The organism is Mycobacterium shunyiense, from assembly GCF_058270035.1.
In genome coordinates, this window is the sequence record NZ_JBZDPT010000048.1 from 1 (window position 1) to 18348 (window position 18348).

At 65.5% G+C, this 18348-nt stretch carries 20 protein-coding genes; 2 read left to right on the forward strand and 18 right to left on the reverse strand.

What is annotated here, in order from left to right:
• Positions 1-375 precede the first annotated feature (375 nt).
• A complete protein-coding gene (gene murA, locus AC4ELS_RS31285) occupies positions 376-1632 on the reverse strand; it encodes a UDP-N-acetylglucosamine 1-carboxyvinyltransferase (protein ID WP_054602914.1) in 1257 nt (418 codons plus the stop codon).
• 97 nt (positions 1633-1729) lie between these two features.
• On the opposite strand from murA, the gene AC4ELS_RS31290 reads away from it, so the two are divergent.
• The gene (locus AC4ELS_RS31290) at positions 1730-2308 is read left to right on the forward strand and encodes a cob(I)yrinic acid a,c-diamide adenosyltransferase (RefSeq protein ID WP_064884237.1); all 579 of its coding nucleotides are present in this window, start codon (positions 1730-1732) and stop codon (positions 2306-2308) included.
• A 2-nt stretch (positions 2309-2310) separates the two neighbouring features.
• Here AC4ELS_RS31290 and AC4ELS_RS31295 read toward each other — a convergent pair whose 3' ends face one another.
• The 16 genes from AC4ELS_RS31295 to fadD1 all read right to left on the reverse strand — a co-directional run bounded on the left by AC4ELS_RS31295 (position 2311) and on the right by fadD1 (position 16917).
• Positions 2311-2757 (reverse strand): DUF2550 domain-containing protein, encoded by a 447-nt coding sequence (locus tag AC4ELS_RS31295; RefSeq protein ID WP_064884241.1) that lies wholly within the window; start codon positions 2755-2757, stop codon positions 2311-2313.
• Between the two features lie 15 nt (positions 2758-2772).
• Positions 2773-3138 carry a F0F1 ATP synthase subunit epsilon gene (locus AC4ELS_RS31300; RefSeq protein ID WP_044519622.1) on the reverse strand — a complete coding sequence of 122 codons (366 nt, stop codon included), beginning with the start codon at positions 3136-3138 and terminating at the stop codon, positions 2773-2775.
• Between the two features lie 33 nt (positions 3139-3171).
• On the reverse strand, positions 3172-4599 hold the full coding sequence (atpD, locus tag AC4ELS_RS31305) for a F0F1 ATP synthase subunit beta (protein ID WP_044519623.1): 1428 nt from the start codon (positions 4597-4599) through the stop codon (positions 3172-3174).
• A 41-nt stretch (positions 4600-4640) separates the two neighbouring features.
• Positions 4641-5564: a F0F1 ATP synthase subunit gamma gene (locus AC4ELS_RS31310; RefSeq protein WP_044519624.1), complete on the reverse strand. Its 924-nt coding sequence runs from the start codon at positions 5562-5564 to the stop codon at positions 4641-4643.
• A 7-nt stretch (positions 5565-5571) separates the two neighbouring features.
• Positions 5572-7221 carry a F0F1 ATP synthase subunit alpha gene (gene atpA, locus AC4ELS_RS31315; protein ID WP_064884245.1) on the reverse strand — a complete coding sequence of 550 codons (1650 nt, stop codon included), beginning with the start codon at positions 7219-7221 and terminating at the stop codon, positions 5572-5574.
• A gap of 47 nt (positions 7222-7268) precedes the next feature.
• Positions 7269-8606: a F0F1 ATP synthase subunit B/delta gene (locus AC4ELS_RS31320; protein WP_064884247.1), complete on the reverse strand. Its 1338-nt coding sequence runs from the start codon at positions 8604-8606 to the stop codon at positions 7269-7271.
• A complete protein-coding gene (locus AC4ELS_RS31325; protein WP_064884249.1) occupies positions 8607-9143 on the reverse strand; it encodes a F0F1 ATP synthase subunit B in 537 nt (178 codons plus the stop codon).
• Between the two features lie 9 nt (positions 9144-9152).
• Entirely contained in the window at positions 9153-9413 is a 261-nt protein-coding gene (locus AC4ELS_RS31330; protein WP_003888102.1) for a F0F1 ATP synthase subunit C, read from the reverse strand.
• An 88-nt stretch (positions 9414-9501) separates the two neighbouring features.
• Positions 9502-10278, reverse strand: a complete 777-nt coding sequence (atpB, locus tag AC4ELS_RS31335) for a F0F1 ATP synthase subunit A (RefSeq protein WP_055116170.1) — start codon at positions 10276-10278, stop codon at positions 9502-9504.
• A 10-nt stretch (positions 10279-10288) separates the two neighbouring features.
• The gene (locus AC4ELS_RS31340; RefSeq protein WP_064884251.1) at positions 10289-10735 is read right to left on the reverse strand and encodes an ATP synthase subunit I; all 447 of its coding nucleotides are present in this window, start codon (positions 10733-10735) and stop codon (positions 10289-10291) included.
• A gap of 266 nt (positions 10736-11001) precedes the next feature.
• Complete coding sequence (locus AC4ELS_RS31345; RefSeq protein WP_499050913.1) at positions 11002-12246, reverse strand: glycosyltransferase family 4 protein; 1245 nt, start codon at positions 12244-12246, stop codon at positions 11002-11004.
• Positions 12247-12256: 10 nt separating this feature from the next.
• A complete protein-coding gene (locus AC4ELS_RS31350) occupies positions 12257-12919 on the reverse strand; it encodes an L-threonylcarbamoyladenylate synthase (protein WP_499050859.1) in 663 nt (220 codons plus the stop codon).
• A 30-nt stretch (positions 12920-12949) separates the two neighbouring features.
• Positions 12950-13795 (reverse strand): peptide chain release factor N(5)-glutamine methyltransferase, encoded by an 846-nt coding sequence (prmC, locus tag AC4ELS_RS31355; RefSeq protein WP_499050861.1) that lies wholly within the window; start codon positions 13793-13795, stop codon positions 12950-12952.
• A complete protein-coding gene (gene prfA / locus AC4ELS_RS31360; protein WP_463807166.1) occupies positions 13792-14895 on the reverse strand; it encodes a peptide chain release factor 1 in 1104 nt (367 codons plus the stop codon). The genes prmC and prfA overlap by 4 nt, the downstream gene beginning before the upstream one ends.
• 89 nt (positions 14896-14984) lie before the next feature.
• The gene (gene rpmE / locus AC4ELS_RS31365; RefSeq protein WP_019344296.1) at positions 14985-15227 is read right to left on the reverse strand and encodes a 50S ribosomal protein L31; all 243 of its coding nucleotides are present in this window, start codon (positions 15225-15227) and stop codon (positions 14985-14987) included.
• 136 nt (positions 15228-15363) lie between these two features.
• A complete protein-coding gene (fadD1, locus tag AC4ELS_RS31370; protein ID WP_064960774.1) occupies positions 15364-16917 on the reverse strand; it encodes a fatty-acid--CoA ligase FadD1 in 1554 nt (517 codons plus the stop codon).
• 125 nt (positions 16918-17042) lie between these two features.
• On the opposite strand from fadD1, the gene AC4ELS_RS31375 reads away from it, so the two are divergent.
• Positions 17043-17648, forward strand: coding sequence for a TetR/AcrR family transcriptional regulator (locus tag AC4ELS_RS31375; RefSeq protein ID WP_064880106.1), 606 nt, complete (start codon positions 17043-17045; stop codon positions 17646-17648).
• A 62-nt stretch (positions 17649-17710) separates the two neighbouring features.
• On the opposite strand, the gene AC4ELS_RS31380 is transcribed toward AC4ELS_RS31375, so the two are convergent.
• A partial coding sequence (locus AC4ELS_RS31380) for an IS3 family transposase (RefSeq protein WP_499050864.1) occupies positions 17711-18348 on the reverse strand: 638 nt, incomplete at its 5' end.

An 18348-nucleotide genomic window follows, 5' to 3' on the forward strand; every position in this document is an offset into this window, starting at 1 on the left:
GGCATCAAAAAAACAAAGCCACACCCTAAACGGGAAAAAGAGCGTGGCCAAAAACAACAAACAAAAACCACCAAACACACTATTGAGTTCTCAAACAACAGGCTTTTCTGCTTTGTCACCCTGTTTTGGGGCAACCCCACCAGCTTAATTTGAACCTTGCTGGCAAGTCAAGTTGCTTCATCCTGGCTTATTTCATCCGGTCTGAGGCAACCTCGCCAGCTTAGTACGTTCTCAGCTGGCTTGTCAAGTCGCTCTGGCCCCGGGGGTTTTCCCCGCTCCGCGGCGACTTCAAAAGATTAGCGCGAGCCTGCCTACAAGGTCAAATCGGCTGGTCAGCGCGATTTTGAGGCTGAAAGACAGGCTCGGACGTGCTGCTTACGAGCCTACTCTTTCGATCTCCGCTCCGAGGCTCAACAGGTTTTCCACGAACAACGGGTATCCGCGGTCGATGTGGAACACGTCGTGAACCTCGGTTTCACCGTCGGCGACCAAGCCGGCGAGCACCAGGCCGGCGCCGGCCCGGATATCCGAGGACCACACCGGAGCGCTCGACAGCTGCGGGATCCCCCGCACCACCGCGTGATGGCCGTCGGTCCGCGCGTCGGCACCCAACCGGATCATCTCCTCGACGAACCGGAACCTGGCTTCGAACACGTTCTCGGTGATCATCGATGTGCCGTCGGCCACCGCGGCAAGGCCGATCGCCATCGGCTGCAGGTCGGTCGGGAAACCCGGGAATGGCAGCGTCGCCACGTTCACCGCTTTGGGACGCTCGTACTGGACCACCCGGAAACCGTCGTCGTTCTGGGTCACGGTGGCGCCGGCGTCGTGCAGCTTGTGCAGGACCAGCTGCAGGTGTTGCGGGTCCACGCCGGTCACCGAGATGTCCCCGCGCGTCATCGCCGCCGCTATCCCCCAGGTGGCCGCCACGATCCGGTCACCGATCACCCGGTGTTGTGTGGGGTAGAGCCGGTCGACGCCGGTGATCGTGAGCGTCGACGTCCCGGCTCCGCTGACCTTGGCGCCCATCTGGTTGAGCATCGCGCAGATGTCGACGATGTCGGGCTCGCGCGCCGCATTGTGGATCGTGGTGACACCTTCAGCCAGTACGGCGGCCATCAGGATGTTCTCGGTCGCCCCCACTGACGGGAACTCCAGTTGGATCTCGGCACCCCGCAGATGATCGGCCTCTGCCACCACGCAGCCATGCTCGATGTTGCAGGTCGCGCCCAGCTGCCGTAGCCCCGCTTGGTGCATGTCCAGCGGCCGCGAGCCGATCGCGTCACCGCCGGGCAGCGCGACCTTGGCTTTCTTGCAGCGGCCGACGAGTGGTCCCAGCACGCAGACCGAGGCGCGGAACTGGCGGACCGCCGCGAAATCCGCGTCGTACTTGGGTTCGTCGGGCGACGTGATCCGGACGGTGTCACCGTCCAGCTCGACCGTCGCACCCAACCCCCTCAGCACCTCCGCCATCAGCGGTACGTCCAGGATGTCGGGGCAATTGGTGATCGTGCTGGTGCCCTCGGCCAGCAATGAGGCCGCCATCAGTTTCAGCACGCTGTTCTTTGCCCCACCGACAGCAACTTCGCCTGATAACCGGTTTCCTCCGGTCACCAAGAAACGCTCGCTCACGCCGGTCAGTGTAGACAGCCTGCCGTCGAGTTTCCGCCTGCTCGGACAGATCCGCCGAGCCCGGCGAGCTTGTCCTGAAGCCCGGTACGGTTCAGCTATGGCTGTTCATCTCACCCGTATCTATACCCGCACCGGCGACGACGGCACGACCGGGCTGAGTGATTTCAGCAGGGTTTCCAAGAATGATTCGAGGTTGGCGGCCTACGCCGACTGTGACGAAGTCAACGCCTCCATCGGCGTCGCAGTAGCCCTGGGCGAACCCGATCAGCAAATCCGGGCGGTATTGCGCCAAATTCAGAACGACCTGTTCGACGCGGGCGCCGACCTGTCCACCCCCGTCGTCGAGAACCCCGAGTACCCACCGTTGCGGATTTCCCAGGCCTACATCGACCGCCTGGAGAAGTGGTGCGACGAGTTCAACGAGGCACTGCCTGCCCTGAACTCGTTCATCCTGCCCGGCGGCAGTCCTCTGTCCGCCCTGCTCCATGTCGCCCGGACGGTGGCTCGCCGAGCTGAACGGTCGGCATGGATCGCGGTGGATGAGCACGGTGAGTCGGTCAGCGTGCTGCCCGCGAAGTACCTCAACCGGCTGTCGGATCTGTTGTTCATCCTGTCGCGGGTCGCGAACCCGGAGGGCGACGTCCTGTGGAAGCCAGGCGGCGGAACCGAGAAATAGCTTCAGTAATTGCGGCGGCGAGCTCGCGGTGACGGCCGCGACTCAAGCCAAGAGGTGAACGCCGTGAGCGCGCCCCGGTCCAGGGCGATCTCATAGCCTTGGCGGCGTTCGGGGCTGGTATCGCGCAGCTCCAGAATCGCGATCTGATCGGTCATGATGTCGAACTCATCGCCACGTGGGAGGCGGCGCGACACCACTTCCAGCCCCCGCCGGCTCAACCGTCGATCAGGCCACCACCGCATGCTGGACAGCCGGTAGAACCCGGCCTCCCCACCGCGGTAGCGCATCACTCCGTGGCGCCAGCCACTGCCGCCCTCGGCGGGGAAGTCACGCAGGATGGCTGCCGTCCCGCCAACCTGACGCAACTTCCACAATCGGTAACTCAACGCTCCGACCGCCAGTAGCAGAACGCAGACGAGCGCGACCATGACAATCATGGGCGCGCTCATCTGTCGTCTCTGTCGTCAGTCGATCTGGCCGAGAGCGCGCAGGCGCGCCCGACCCCATGCCGCTGTCTGCTCGTCGTCGGACTCCGCATCCCGCTTGGCGGAATCCGCGTCGATCTCGGATTCGAACTGAGCGTTCTCCACCAGGATGCGAACCGTTTCCTCGGTCACCGACAGGAAACCGCCGTCGACGGCGATCCGCAGATCGTCTTCGCCTTCACGCTCGACCCGCACCATGGCGTCGTCGACGAGCTCGGCGACCAACGGGATGTGTCGCGGCAGGATGCCGATCTCACCAGCGGTGGTCCGGGTGAAGACGAACGTAGCGGTGCCGGACCAGAGCTCACGCTCGACGGCAACGATCTCGACGTTCAAATCAGCCATGTCACACCACCTCCCTGTTTCCGAACGGCTTCATCACAGCTTGGCGCCGAGGCTTTCGGCCTTCTTCGCCAGGTCGTCCAGACCACCGATGAGGAAGAACGCCTGCTCGGGCAGGTGATCGAACTCGCCCTTGGCCAGCTTGTCGAAGGCCTCGATGGTCTCCTTGAGCGGCACGGTCGAACCCGGCTGGCCGGTGAACTGCTCGGCCGCCATCATGTTCTGGCTCAGGAAGCGCTCGATCTTACGGGCGCGGTACACCAGCACCTTGTCCTCTTCCGACAGCTCGTCGATACCGAGGATGGCGATGATGTCCTGGAGATCCTTGTAGCGCTGCAGGATGCGGATGACTTCCTGGGCGACGCGGTAGTGCTCGTCGCCGACGACGCTGGGGTGCAGGATCGTCGAGGACGAGGCCAGCGGGTCCACAGCGGGGAAGATTCCCTTGGAGAACACCGCACGCGAAAGTTCGGTGGTGGCGTCCAGGTGGGCGAACGTGGTGGCCGGCGCCGGGTCGGTGTAGTCGTCGGCGGGCACGTACACGGCCTGCATCGAGGTGATGGAGCGACCACGGGTCGAGGTGATGCGCTCCTGCAGCTCACCCATCTCGTCGGCCAGCGTCGGCTGGTAACCCACGGCCGAAGGCATACGACCCAGCAGGGTCGAAACCTCGGAACCGGCCTGGGTGAACCGGAAGATGTTGTCGATGAAGAGCAGCACGTCCTGGTTCTGCTCGTCGCGGAAGTACTCGGCCATGGTCAGGGCCGACAGGGCGACGCGCATACGGGTGCCTGGCGGCTCGTCCATCTGACCGAACACCAACGCGGTGTCCTTCAGCACGTTGGCGTCGGCGAGCTCGACCCACAGGTCGTTGCCCTCACGGGTGCGCTCACCCACGCCGGCGAACACCGAGGTACCACCGAAGTTGCGGGCGATACGGTTGATCATCTCCTGGATCAGAACCGTCTTACCCACACCGGCGCCACCGAACAGGGCGATCTTGCCGCCACGCACGTACGGCGTGAGCAGGTCGACGACCTTCAGACCGGTCTCCAGCATCTCGGTGCGGGGCTCCAGGTCGGCGAATGCCGGCGGCTTGCGGTGGATCGACCAATGGTCGAAGTCCTTGCCGTAGCCGGGCTCGTCGAGGCAGTCACCGAGGGCGTTGAACACGTGGCCCTTGACGCCGTCGCCGACCGGCACGGAGATCGAGGCGCCGGTGTCGCGGACGTCGGTGCCACGCACCAGGCCATCGGTGGGCTGCATGGAGATGCAGCGCACCAGGTTGTCGCCGAGGTGCTGGGCAACCTCGAGCGTCAGGGTCTTGGCGAGCGCGCCGTAGGTGATGTCGGCGTGCAGCGCGTTGAACAGCTCGGGCACGGCACCGCGCGGGAATTCAATATCCACCACCGGGCCGGTGATGCGGACTACGCGGCCCGCGGTCTTCTCTGCAGTAGCAGTCATTCTCTCTTCGCTTTCCTACGAGGCTTTCGTCTTTGGTCCGGCTAGCGCGCGTCGGCCAGCGCGTTCGCGCCGCCCACGATCTCGCTGATTTCCTGGGTGATCTGCGCCTGACGTTCGCGGTTGGCCGCGAGCGTGAGTGCCTTGATCAGATCGTCGGCGTTGTCGGTGGCCGACTTCATGGCGCGCCGGCGCGAAGCCGACTCCGAGGCCGCCGCCTCCAGCAGCGCCGCGTACACGCGGGTGGCGATGTAGCGCGGCAGCAGCGCGTCGAACAGGTCCTCGGCATTCGGCTCGAACGAATACAGCGTGTGCGGACCGGTTTCCGGCTCGCCGACGTACTCGACGACCAGCGGTGCAATCCGATGCGCCACTGCGGTCTGCGAGAGCATCGACCGGAATTCGGTGGAGACGATGTGCAGTTCGTCGACGCCCAGAATGCCGTCGGCTCCCGCATCGTCGCCTTCGTCGTCGGCACCGGACATGAACGCCGTCACCAGGGTGTCGGCGATCTCCTTGGCGTTGCTGTACTCAGGACGCTCCGAGAAGCCGGTCCAGGACTCGACGACCGCACGCTGGCGGAAGCTGTAGTAGCCCAAGGCCTTTCGACCGACGACGTAGAGCACCGGCTCCTTACCCTCTTCCCGCAGCAGCGAGAAGAGTTCTTCGGCGCGGCGCAGCACGTTGGCGTTGTAACCGCCGCAGAGACCGCGGTCCGAGGACACCACGAGCACACCGGCCCGCTTGGGATTCTCCCGCTGAACGAGCAGTGGGTGGTCCAGCGCGCTGGCACCCGCAAGCTCGGTGAGCATGTTGGTGATCTCGGTGGAGTAGGGCCGGGCCGCATCGACCCGGGCCTGCGCCTTGGCGATCCGCGACGTGGCGATCAGCTCCTGCGCCTTCGTGATCTTCTTGATCGACGAAGCGGAGCGGATACGCCCGCGTAGCTCGCGAAGTGTGGCTGCCATTGGTTACCTAGGCCTTCTTCGGAGCCGGCTTGCGGACCTTGACCGATTCCTTCTCCAGGTCATCAGGATTCAAGGCTTCGGCCTCTGCGTCCTTCACGACCACGGAGCTGCCGTCGGTGGCGGCGAAGCCCTTCTTGAACTCGTTGATGACCGAGACCAGCTTCTCTTCGTTCTCCTCGGAGAGCTTCTTGGTCTCCTTGATGCCCTTGAGGATGTCGGAGTGGCTGGCCTTGACATGCTCCAGCAGCTCGTCGACGAAGCGGGTGACGTCTTCGGCCGGGACCGAATCCAGGTGACCCTGGGTACCGAGGAAGATCGAGACGACCTGATCCTCGACCGCCAGCGGGCTGTACTGCGCCTGCTTGAGCAACTCGACCAGGCGGACACCGCGGTCCAGCTGAGCCTTCGAGGCCGCATCCAGATCCGAGGCGAAGGCCGCGAAGGCCTCCAGCTCGCGGTACTGCGACAGATCCAGGCGGAGACTTCCTGCTACTTCCTTCATCGCCTTGATCTGCGCGGCGCCACCGACACGGGACACCGACACACCGACGTTCACAGCCGGGCGCACACCCTGGTTGAACAGGTCGGACTCCAGGAAGCACTGGCCGTCGGTGATCGAGATGACGTTGGTCGGGATGAACGCCGAGATGTCGTTGGCCTTGGTCTCGATGATCGGCAGACCCGTCATCGAACCACCGCCCAGTTCGTCGGACAGCTTTGCGCAACGCTCCAGCAGGCGGGAGTGCAGGTAGAAGACATCGCCGGGGAATGCCTCGCGGCCCGGCGGGCGGCGCAGCAGCAGCGAGATGGCGCGGTAGGCGTCGGCCTGCTTCGAGAGGTCGTCGAAGACGATCAGCACGTGCTTGCCGTCGTACATCCAGTGCTGGCCGATGGCCGAACCGGTGTAGGGCGCCAGCCACTTGAAGCCGGCCGGATCGGAGGCGGGGGCCGCGACGATGGTGGTGTACTCCATCGCGCCGCCCTCTTCCAACGCCCGCTTCACGCTGGCGATGGTGGTGCCCTTCTGACCGATCGCGACGTACACGCAGCGCACCTGCTGCTTGGGGTCGCCGGTCTCCCAGGCCTCACGCTGGTTGAGGATGGTGTCGACGCAGACCGCGGTCTTGCCGGTCTTGCGGTCACCGATGATCAGCTGACGCTGGCCACGGCCGATCGGGGTCATGGCGTCGATGGCCTTGATACCGGTCTGCAGCGGCTCGGACACGCCCTGGCGCTGCACCACCGAAGGGGCCTGCAGCTCGAGTGCGCGCCGCTCCTCGGACTCGATGTCGCCCTGGCCGTCGATCGGCTGGCCGAGCGGGTTGACGACGCGACCGAGGAACGCGTCGCCGACGGGCACCGAGAGCACCTCGCCGGTGCGCTTGACCTGCTGGCCTTCTTCGATCTTCTCGAACTCACCCAGGATGACGGCGCCGACGCTGTGCTCGTCGAGGTTGAGCGCCACACCCAACACACCGCCCGGGAACTCGAGGAGCTCCTGGGTCATGACCGAGGGCAGGCCCTCGACGTGAGCGATGCCGTCACCGGCGTCGACGACGGTGCCGATCTCTTCGCGCTCGGTGTCGGCGGAAAACGAGGATACGTAGTCCTCGATGGCACCTTCGATATCAGCAGCCGAGATTGTCAACTCTGCCATGGTTTTTCGTCTTCCTACCTTGTTCTTGGGGTGGTTCGTGGGGGTTATCAGTCCGGCAGCTGTGTCGCAGCGGCGGCCAGACGGGATGCGATGGAGCCGTCGATCACTTCGTCACCGACGGTGATCGACAGACCACCGAGCAGTTCCGGGTCGACGTGCAACTGCACTGACACCGGGTGTCCGTAGATGCGGGTGAGCACCTCCGACAGCCGGGTCCGCTGAGCATCGGTCAGGTCAGCCGCGGCGGTCACGTGAGCAACCACTTCGCCGCGGCGGGCGACTGCGAGTTCGGCGAGATCGATGACGGCCTCGTCGGCACGCTCACCGCGCAGCAGTCCCACAGTCTGGGTCAGCAGCGCCGCCGCCGTCCCGTTCCCACTCGCGTTACCGCCGAGGACCTTGTCCAGCAGGGCGACTCGTCCGTCGACCGGGGCGGTGTAGTCACTGAGCAGGGCCGAGAGTTTGGGCTCGGCGTCGAGCAGGCGGCCGAACCGGAACAGCTGGTCCTCCACCTCGTCGACCTCACCGGCGATCTCGGCGCGCTTGAGCAGCGCCAGACGTGCGGTGTGTTCAATGGCGTCGACCAGGTTCCCTTCGGTCGACCAGCGCTGCGAGACCGCAGTCCGCAGCACGTCCAGTGTGGTGTTGCCGACCTTGCCCGACAGCAGACGATCGACCAGCTCGGCCTTGGCGCCGTTCTCGTCGGTCGGCTCGGCCAGATGCCGGTTCAGCGTCGACTCCGAAAGCAGAAGCCTGGCGACGGAGGCCAGTTCCTCGGCCAGCGTGGTCAGCCCGTCGGCGTCCAGACCGTCGGCGACGGAGTCGAACTTCCCGACCACGACCGCCAGCGACTCGCGGCTGGCCGCGCGCAGCTTGGACGTGGCCGCGGTGTCGATCACCACTGCCGATGGCGCCATCTGGTCCAGCTCGGCCAAGAACCGGTCGACGGTGGCCGCCTGTGCGGCCGGGTCGGCGACGTGTGCCCGGACCAGTGCGTCGGCCTTGGCCACCGACTCCGATCCGAGACCGGTACGCAGCTGGCGGATGAGCTGCTGGCGCATCAGCTGAACCTGCTGAGCGCCTTGGGCCTTGATCCGCTCGGCCTCGGTGCCGGCCTGCTCGGCCAGCTGAGCGGTGATCCGCTCGGAGTCCTGCGCGGCCTCGTCGGTCACCTTGGTCGATTCGGCCTTGGCGTCGGCGAGTGCCTTGGCATGCATGTCATCGGCTTCGGCGAGCTTCTTGGCCGCATCGGCGCTCTCGGCGAGCGCGACCCGCACGGCTTCCTGCTGCTTCTGCATCAGGTTCCGCACCGGCGGCACAACCCACTTGATGATGATGAATGCGATGACGGCAAAGCCGATCAGCTGTCCGATAAATATCGACATCTACTGCGTCCCACCTGATTTCACGTCGACGCCCAAAATTCGGCTGGCCAGGGTCTTCGAGAGTCCGTCCACCGAAGACTCCAGTCCCGACCGCACACCGGCGCCCTGGGCAGCAAGCTGCTCATCGGCCTCGCGCACGGTTTCGGCCACTTCGGAGCTGGCCTCGGCACGCTTGGCGTCGACCACCTCGCGACCCGCGGCGCGGGCCTCGTCACGGATCGCCGATGCCTGGGTGCGAGCCCCGGCCATCGCCTCGTTGTAGTCGGCCTGTGCCGCGGCCACCTGCTCGGCCGACTTCCGGTTGTCGGCGGCGGTCTTCGCCAGCATCGCTTCACGCTCTGCCAGTACCTTGCCGACCGGTGGCACAACCCATTTCGCGATCACAGCAAGTGTGATCAGGAAAATGATCAGCACGGCGAAGAAGGTGCCGTTGGGGACCAGGAAGTTGCTCTGGCCCCCACCGCCTTCCGCCGCTGCCTGGCTTGAAGCCAGGATGTTGATGCTGTCCGCCAGGACAGTCGAACCGAGTTCACCCATGCTGATGGACTACTGCAGGCCCGGGGTGGCGAAGACGAACAGCGCCATGAAGGCCAGGTTGATGAAGTACGCGGCCTCCACCAGACCGACGGTGATGAAGAACGGGGTGAACAGCCGGCCCTGGGCCTCGGGCTGCCGGGCGATGCCCGAGATCAGCGCGTTACCCGCGATACCGTCACCGATACCAGCGCCGATGGCGCCGCCGCCCATGATCAAACCGCCACCGATCAGCGCGCCGGCCGTGATGAGGGCGTTGGGGTCGAGTTCCATTCCTTTTATCCTCCTTGATAACTGGTGGCTGTGCCGCCAGAGGTTCGTGTGCTGCAGTTGTAGGGATCAGATATGTGGATCAGTGAGCTCAATGGTCCTCGTGGTCCAGCTCCATCGACTGGCTGAAGTACAGGATCGTCAACAGCGAGAAGATGAATGCCTGAATCAGGCCGACGAACAGGTCGAAGGTCTTCCAGATCGCATTGGGTGCCCACTGGATGTACCAGGGGAACATCGCGATCAGCGCGACCAGGATGCCGCCGGCGAAGATGTTGCCGAAAAGACGGAGGGCCAGCGAGATCGGCTTGGCGATCTCTTCGACGATGTTGATCGGAGCCAGGAACGCGACGTGGCCCTTGATCACCTTGACCGGGTGGCCGATGATGCCGCGACGCCAGATACCGGCGGCGTGGTAGGCGAGGAACACGAACAGTGCGAGCGCCAGCACGAAGTTGATGTCGGAGGCCGGCGGCTTGTACCACTCGGCAGCCGCGCCGTCCGCGCCCCCGTACTGCAGCGGCAGCACCGCGAGCCAGTTGGAGATCAGGATGAACACGAAGATCGTCACCGAAAGGGGCAGCACGAAGGGGGCGACCTTCATACCGATCGAGCCCTCGATCTGCTGGCGCATCTGGATGGTCAAGGCCTCCCAGAACAGCTGCACACCGCCCGGCACCCCGGTCGAGGTGACCTTGGCCCGCAGGACGAACGCCAGCGCGATCACGATCACCGCGGTGACCGCGGTGGCCAGGATCGTGTCGCCGTTGAACGTCATCCCGAACAGCTCGAACACCATCGTGTGGTGGCCTACGTGGATGGCAGCGCCACCCTCTTCGGCGGCGAGCACGGTCGTCGTCTGAGTCATATAGGTCAGCTCAACCCTTCGATTCCGTATCCAAGACATCCAGGCCGTTGGAGCGGATCTTCCGCAGCACGGGGATGCTGGTGCTCATCACCAGCAGAGCCTGGAAAATAGCCAGCCCGAACAGCACCGCGATGCCGTCGTGCTTCTTGAAGAAAAGTGCGATGCCGAGTGCGATCGCAGTGATGATCAGCAGCCGCGTCGCGGAGTTCACGGCCATCTTCTTCTTGAGCGGGTGATCCTCGGCCGTGATCGCCTCGACGGCCCGACGCACCAGCAGGGCGTTGATCAAGCCGAGGACCAGGCCGACACCGAAGAAGACGCCGAAGAAAATGTGTCCGATGTAACCGGCGGCCCCGACGGCCAGCCCGGTGAGGACGACGCAAACAATCAGTAGACGCAGTGGCCGGAAAGCCACCGACGGGAACACCAACGGCGCGTTCTGCGCTGGTGTCGTCACTGATTCACCCCAATCCCGCTGTCACGAAACGCCGCACCCTCGGAGATGCCAACGGTTGCTGCCCCCTGGCAAAACCCTGTGCGCGCCCGACGAGAATATCGGAGGGCGGCGGGCGGGCTCGATTCACCCACGGGGTAGCTCCCTTTGTCGGTCGTTGATCGGCACCTGACGGTTCGTCGAACCGAGGGGCCGGGCCGGCAACCCGCGAGGTTTTTCGGGTTCTGGCAGCACCCTAACACATGGTAGGCACCCCTAAACGTGGCCTACTACTTTTTGTCGTACTTCGCTTCGTGCTCGTCTTCGGACGCTTCATTCCCACGTTGCAACAGGGGTATCAGTGTCACCACGATCGCCACCACGATGGCGGCCGCGACGACCGCTCCGGTGTAGCGGGGATCGAAGAAAATCGTCGCTGCGGCACCGAAAGCGATGATGCCCACCCATAGGTAGATCAACAGCACGGCGCGGCGATGCGAGTGCCCGATCTGCAGCAGTCGGTGATGCAGATGCATCTTGTCGGGGCTGAGCGGACTCCGGCCTGCCCGGGTGCGACGCACGATGGCCAGCAACGTGTCCAGTGCAGGCACCAACATCACGGCGATCACCAGCAGGAACGGCGACATCAGCGCGAAAACGTCGCGGGCACCGTAGGCGTTCTGCGAGATCGGCCCGGCGGCGGTCGTCGACGCCGCACCCAGCATCAGGCCGATCAGCATCGATCCCGAATCGCCCATGAAGATCTTGGCCCGGTGGAAGTTGTGCGGCAGGAAGCCCAGACAGGCGCCCGCCAGCACCACCGAGATCACCGCGGGCGGATAGAACAGGACGTCGCCGCCGTGGTCGCGCAACAGCCCGACAGAGAAGATGCAGATGGCCAGGGCCGTGATGAGTCCCAGCCCGGCGGCCAGACCGTCGAGTCCGTCGACGAAGTTCATCGCGTTGACGATCGACACCGTCAGCGCGAGCGTCAGCAGGATCGAGGACACCTGGTCGAGCACGATGGTGCCCACTCCCCCGAACGGGATGTAGAGCACGCTCCAGGCCACACCCATCGTGACCAGCACGCTCGCCGCGGTGATCTGGCCGGCGAATTTGGTCAGGGCGTCCAGCCCCCAGCGGTCGTCGATCAGCCCGATGGCCATGATGAGCCCACCTGCGACCACGACCGCGGGCATACCGGTGGAATAGACGAAACCCCGCGTGAGTGCGGGCAGTTGGGAAGCCAGCAGCACCGCGGCGGCGACCCCGATGTACATCGCCAACCCGCCCATCCGCGGTATCGGCTGTACGTGGACATCGCGTTCCCGTGGGTAGGCGACGGCGCCGACCCGGATGGCCAGCACCCGCACCCAGCCGGTGGCGAAGTACGTGATGATCGCGGCGGTCAGGCCGACGAGCGCCAACTCACGCAGCGGAACACCGGCACCTCGGTCCGACAGAGCGAGAAGCCCGGAATTGACCGCGGGGATCACTGCGTCACCGGCCGACATCACCGATGAACCGTACTGCAGCAAGCTGAGATCACTCCGTAGGTGTTGTTGTGAGCGTGGAGATTTCCACGCCGACGACCCTGGCGATGTCCGCCGCGCTGATCGGACCGGCGCGCAGGATGCGTGGCTGGACGCCGGTGAGGTCGACGATGGTGGACGCGGCCTGTTGCTCGGCGGGCCCGCCGTCGAGGTAGACCTCCACCTTGTCGCCGAGTTGCTCGTGGGCCTGCGCTGCGGTCACCGCGGCCGGCTGACCCGACACGTTGGCACTGGACTGGGCCATGGGGCCGACCTCCCGCAGGAGCTCGATGGCCACCGGGTGCATCGGCATCCGGAGCATGACGTTGCCGTTGGCATCCCCGAGGTCCCATTGCAGCGACGGTGCCTGCGTGACGATCAGGCTCAGTGCGCCCGGCCAGAATGCCCGGATCAACTCGCGGGCGGCCGGCGGCACCGAGTACACGAGACCGTCGATGGTGCTCCACGAGCCGACGAACACGCCGACCGGCATGTTGCGGCCACGGCCTTTGGCCGCGAGCAGGCTGCCGACAGCGTCGCGATCGAAGGCATCCGCACCGATCCCGTAGACGGTGTCGGTCGGCATCACCACCAATCGGCCGCCCTTCACCGCGCTGATCGCCGAGGCGATACCGGTCGCACGCTGATCAGCGTCGGTGCAGTCGAAGATCGTCATGTCGGCTCCCCGGTCGGTGCGCGCATCAACTCAGCTTCTCCCAATCCTCGTCGCCGTCACAAAGCGGGGTCGTCCGGCCAGGTCGCGGTGCGCTGTGACCTCGGTGAAGTGACCGTCGTCGACGAAGGCCCCGACCGACAGTTCGGAGGTGGTGTCGTCGTGCTCGACGGCGCAGGACGCACCATCGCGCAACCACCGGGCGGCGAGTGTGACGATCGGCCGGATCACCGACATACCGTCGGGGCCGCCGAACAATGCGGTGACGGGATCATGTTCGGCCACTTCGGGTTCCAGGACCGCGGCCTCGGGGATGTAGGGCGGGTTCGACACCAGCAGGTCGACCCGGCCGTCGAGTTCGGGCAGCAGGCCGGGCGCGGTGACGTCGGCGTCCAGTATCTCGACCCGCGTCCCGGTGGCGTTGCGCCGCGCGAACTCCAGGGCCGCGGGCGAGTTCTCGACGGCCAGCACGCGCGCGTCGGGCCACCGCGCGGCCAGCGCCAACGCCAACGCACCCGAGCCGGTGCACAGGTCGACGATCAGCGGCTTGCCAGGCAATTGCCGCGTGCTGGCCCATTCGAGCAGCGCCTCGGTTTCCGGCCGCGGGATGAACACCCCGGGCCCGACCGTGAGCGTCAGCGGGCCGAACGGCGCCGTGCCGATCAGATGTTGCAGCGGAATTCGACGGGACCGGGCGGCCACGAGTTCGTCGTAGGCCTGGCGGAACTGTTCGTCGGCGTCGTCGAGGAACATCAGCCGACCGCGGTCGACGCCCGCCACGTGCGCGGCCAGCAGCTCGGCGTCGATGCGCGGGGAGGCGACGCCTGCGGCTGCGAGCCGCACCGTTGCGGCCGCGACCGCCTGCCGCACGGGTGTCATGTCTCCTGCTGCAGCCGGGCCTGTTTGTCGGCGGCGCCCAGTGCGTCGAGCAGCGCGTCCATGTCTCCGTCGAGCACCTGGTCGAGGTTGTGCGCCTTGAAGTTGATGCGGTGATCCGCGATCCGGTTCTCGGGGAAGTTGTAGGTGCGGATCCGTTCGCTGCGGTCGACCGTGCGGATCTGGCTGGCCCGGTCGGCCGATGCGTCGGCCGACGCCTGTTCTTCGGCCAGTGCCTGCAGCCGAGCGGCGAGCACCACCATGGCCCTGGCCTTGTTCTGCAGCTGCGAGCGCTCGTTCTGGCAGGTCACCACGATGCCGGTCGGCAGGTGCGTGATGCGGACCGCGGAGTCGGTGGTGTTGACGCCCTGGCCACCCTTGCCCGAGGACCGGTAGACGTCGATGCGCAGGTCGGACTCGTCGATCTGCACCTGCTCGACGTCTTCTGGCTCGGGGTAGACCAGCACGCCGGCGGCCGAGGTGTGTACCCGGCCCTGCGATTCGGTGACCGGCACCCGCTGCACGCGGTGCACGCCGCCCTCGAACTTCATCCGCGACCACACGCCGTCGGCGGAATCGCCCTTGCTGGCGATCGTGATGGTGGCGTCCTTGTAGCCGCCCAGGTCCGACCACGTCTCGTCGAGCACGGTGACGGTCCAGCCGTGGCGTTCGGCATACCGGATGTACATGCGGGCCAGATCGGCGGCGAACAGTGCCGACTCCTCGCCGCCTTCCCCTGACTTGACCTCAAGCACGATGTCATCGGCGTCGTGCGGGTCGCGCGGTGCCAATTGGTCGGTCAGCTGCGCGTCGAGTTCGGCGACCTTGGCGGTCAGCTCGTCCACCTCGTCGGCGAAGCTGGCGTCGTCGGCGGCGAGCTCGCGCGCGGCTTCCAGGTCACCGCGGGCGGCTTCGAGCTTGCGGTAGGTCCCCACGACGGGCGAGACCTGGGCGAAGCGCCGGCCCACCTTGCGGGCGGCGGAGGCGTCGGCGTGCAGGCTGGGATCGGCGAGCTGGCGCTCAAGGTCTGCGTGCTCGGCGAGCAGCGCCTCGATTGCTTTCCCCGGCTGAGCCGGGAGTCCAGCAGAAGCGGTATCCGTCACGTCAGCCACATCCTTTCCACCTATGTCTGGAAACGAGAACAGCGCCCGGATCTGACGCATATGCGACAGATCGGGCGCCGTTGACGTAGCTACTTGTCGGCTGCGGCAGCCTGATCACCGGCAGGCTTGCGCTTGCCGTACCGCTTCTCGAAGCGGGCCACGCGGCCGCCGCTGTCGAGGATCTTCTGCTTGCCGGTGTAGAACGGGTGGCACTGCGAGCAGACCTCGACCACGATCTGGCCGCTCTGCTTGGTGCTACGGGTCTGGAAGGTATTGCCGCAACCACAGTGCACCGTGGTCTCGACATACTCAGGATGAATGCCTGTTTTCATGGGTTCCTCTTCAATCGTTGGCCCGGGTCGCCCGAAATTCAGATGGACGTGAACCGGGACCGAGGGTCGGCGGTCCATTATGCCAGGTCAACCGCCAACAGCCTAAACGCGGGATGACCGGCGACTATTCCTTGCCTCAGAGAGTCGTATAGACCGTACCGTCGCGCTTCCAGAGCACCCGACCGGCCGGATCTGCGCCGAGGGCAACCAACTCGCGCTTGAGAATCTTGTTGGTCGCCGTGCTGGGCAGATCGTCGGCCAGCCAGACGTACCGCGGCCAGGATTTCGGCGACAGATCCTGCTGCTGCGCCAGGAACGCGCCGAAGTCGTCAGGCGTCAGCGACTGACCGTCACGCAGCACGACGGCGGCCATCACCTGATCACCGACGAACTCGTCGGGCACGGGATAGACGGCGACGCGGCTGATCACCGGCTGCCGCAACAGGATGCGTTCGATCGGCGCCGCGGTGATGTTCTCGCCGTCCACTCTCATCCAGTCCGCGGTGCGCCCGGCCAGGTAGATCCAGCCGTCGGCGTCGCGGTAGGCCAGGTCGCCCGACCAGTACATGCCGTGGCGCAGCCGTTCATCGGTCGCGCCCTGATCGTTGTGGTAGCCGCGGAACATCCCGCTTCCGTTGGTGTTCACCAGTTCCCCGGTGGCGGCCTCGGCGTTGACCAGGGCACCGGTGGCATCGAATTGTGCGGCCGGGCACTCTTCAAGGGTCTCCGGGTCGTAGATCGCCACGCCTGGGAAGCCCTGGCCGACGCTGCCGGCGGGGGTGCCCTCGGAACGGGTGATGATGATCGCCAGCTCCGTCGAGCCGAAGCCGTCCCAGACGCTGCATCCGAACCTGCGGCTGAATTCGTCGATGTCGCGGTCGGCGGCCTCGTTGCCGAACGCCACGCGCAGCGTGTTGTCGTGGTCGTCGGGTTGCTCGGCGGTGGCCAGGATGTAGGCCAACGGCTTGCCGACGTAGTTCATGTACGTCGCGCCATAGCGGCGGATGTCCGGAAGGAACCCGGACGCGGAGAACTGTGCCGGCGCCATGGCCGCGCCCGAGCTGAGCGCCACGCCCCACCCGGCGTACACGCCATTCGAATGGAACAGCGGCATGGCCAGGTAGCAGGTGTCCGCCTCGGTCAGGTCGTAGCGCTGCACCAGCGCGGCGGCGGAGAACAGCACGATGGAATGCGGCACCCGGACGGCCTTGGGCTCGCCGCTGGTGCCCGAGGTGAAGATCATCATGAAGGTGTCGTCGGGCCCGACCTCGCGGTGCGGCGTGAGTTCCCGCGATGACCAGGCGGTATCCGATACCTCGACGACGGTGACGCCCGGCAGGTCGAGGCCCTCGAGCAGCCCGCGATGGTGTTCGTCGACGAGGACGACCTGACATTCGACCCGGGCGATGTCGCGGGCCAGCGCGTCACCTCGACGGGTGTTGTTGATGCCGCACAGCACGTAGCCGCCGAGGGCCGCAGCGGCCAGCGCGGTCAGCATGTCGGGGGTATTGCCGAGAAGGGTGCCCACATGGAGGGGACGCTGCGGCTCGGCGATCCCGATCAGGGTCGCGGCCTGGGCCTTCGCCTCGGCGATATGCTCACGCCACGACCACGTCCGGTCGCCGTACTTGATGGCGACCGTGTCACCTGCTTCGCGTTCCCGGAGCAGCTGCTGCAGCGTTTCGGCCATCCGATGAATCCCCAAGGGTGAGTGAACAGAATTAGAAAACTGTCTACCATGGTTCTGGCGCGACGGATACACGCTTGGCAGAATCATGTACCTGAGCCCAACCGGAAGACCAGGAGACACCACAGTTGACCAGCACCACGGCACCGCGCAGCGTGCGAGATCGACTGATCGACGCTGCTGAAGAATGCCTGCGGACCAAGGGCATTCGCGCGACCACCGTCTCGGAGGTCGCCGAGGCCGCCGGAGTGTCGCGCGGGTGGCTCTACCGCCATTTCCCGGACAAGGTGACGCTGCTCGGCGCCGTGATCGTGCGCCTCAACGACACGTTCTGGTCGGAAGCCCAGGCCATGTTGGAGCAGATCGAGGGGCTGGATCGCCAGATCGCCTGGGGCGTCGGCAATGGCCTGCGAGCCTACGACGATCCCGGCGCGGTCCTGATGAAACTCCGCACCGACGAACCCGAGGAATTCGCCGCCTGCGCCGGGGCCGGCGTGCAGGGCATGATCCCCGACCTCGCCGAGTTCTGGTCGCCCTATCTGGCGGCCGCCCGTGACCGCGGCGAGGTGCGTGCCGACATCGACATCCCCGAAGCATCGGAATGGGTTGCGCGAGTGTTGATCTCGCTGGCGACCGTACCGGGGAACACGCTGGATCCCAGTGACGAGGACGCGGTCCTCGCCCAGGTTCGCCGCTATTTGATGCCGGGGTTGCGCGCGCAGCCAACTTCCTGACAACACGAAAAGGCCCCCGAATATGAAGTGGTCCCCGAAAGTTGGACACTGACGTTTGGAGCTTAAGCGGCAAGGGCCTGGGCTCGGTATTGGACCGGGCTCAGGCCCTTGAGTTTTGTCGAGATTCGTTCGGTGTTGTACCAGTGGATGTAGGTGTCAAGGGCAGCAGTGAAGTCCTCGACAGTGTCGAACCGGTTGTGGTGGAACATTTCTGACTTCAGGTGACCGAAGAAGTTCTCCATGACCGCGTTGTCATAGCAGTTGGCTTTCCGCGACATCGACTGCACCACCTCAGCGTCGCCGAGCAACTTGCGCCAGGACCAATGCCGGTATTGGAAGCCCTGATCGGAGTGCACCAGCGGACACTGGCCGGGCTCCAAGGTGGCGATCGCCGCGGTCAGTGAGGTGTTGGTCAACTCCACATTCGGGCTGGCCGACCACGCGTAAGCCACCACCGACCGGTCGAACAAATCGAGCACCGGGGACAAGTAGACCTTGCGATCGGTGATGCGGAACTCGGTCACGTCGGTGACCCACTTCTGATTCGGCGCGGCAGCGGTGAACTCGCGGTTGAGAAGATTTTCGGCGACCTGACCGGGCCCGCCGGTGTAGGAGTTGTAGCGCCGGCGGCGCCGCACCCGGCAGATCAGCGCCAGCTCGCGCATCACCGCCAGCACGGTCTTTTTTGCCACCACGAATC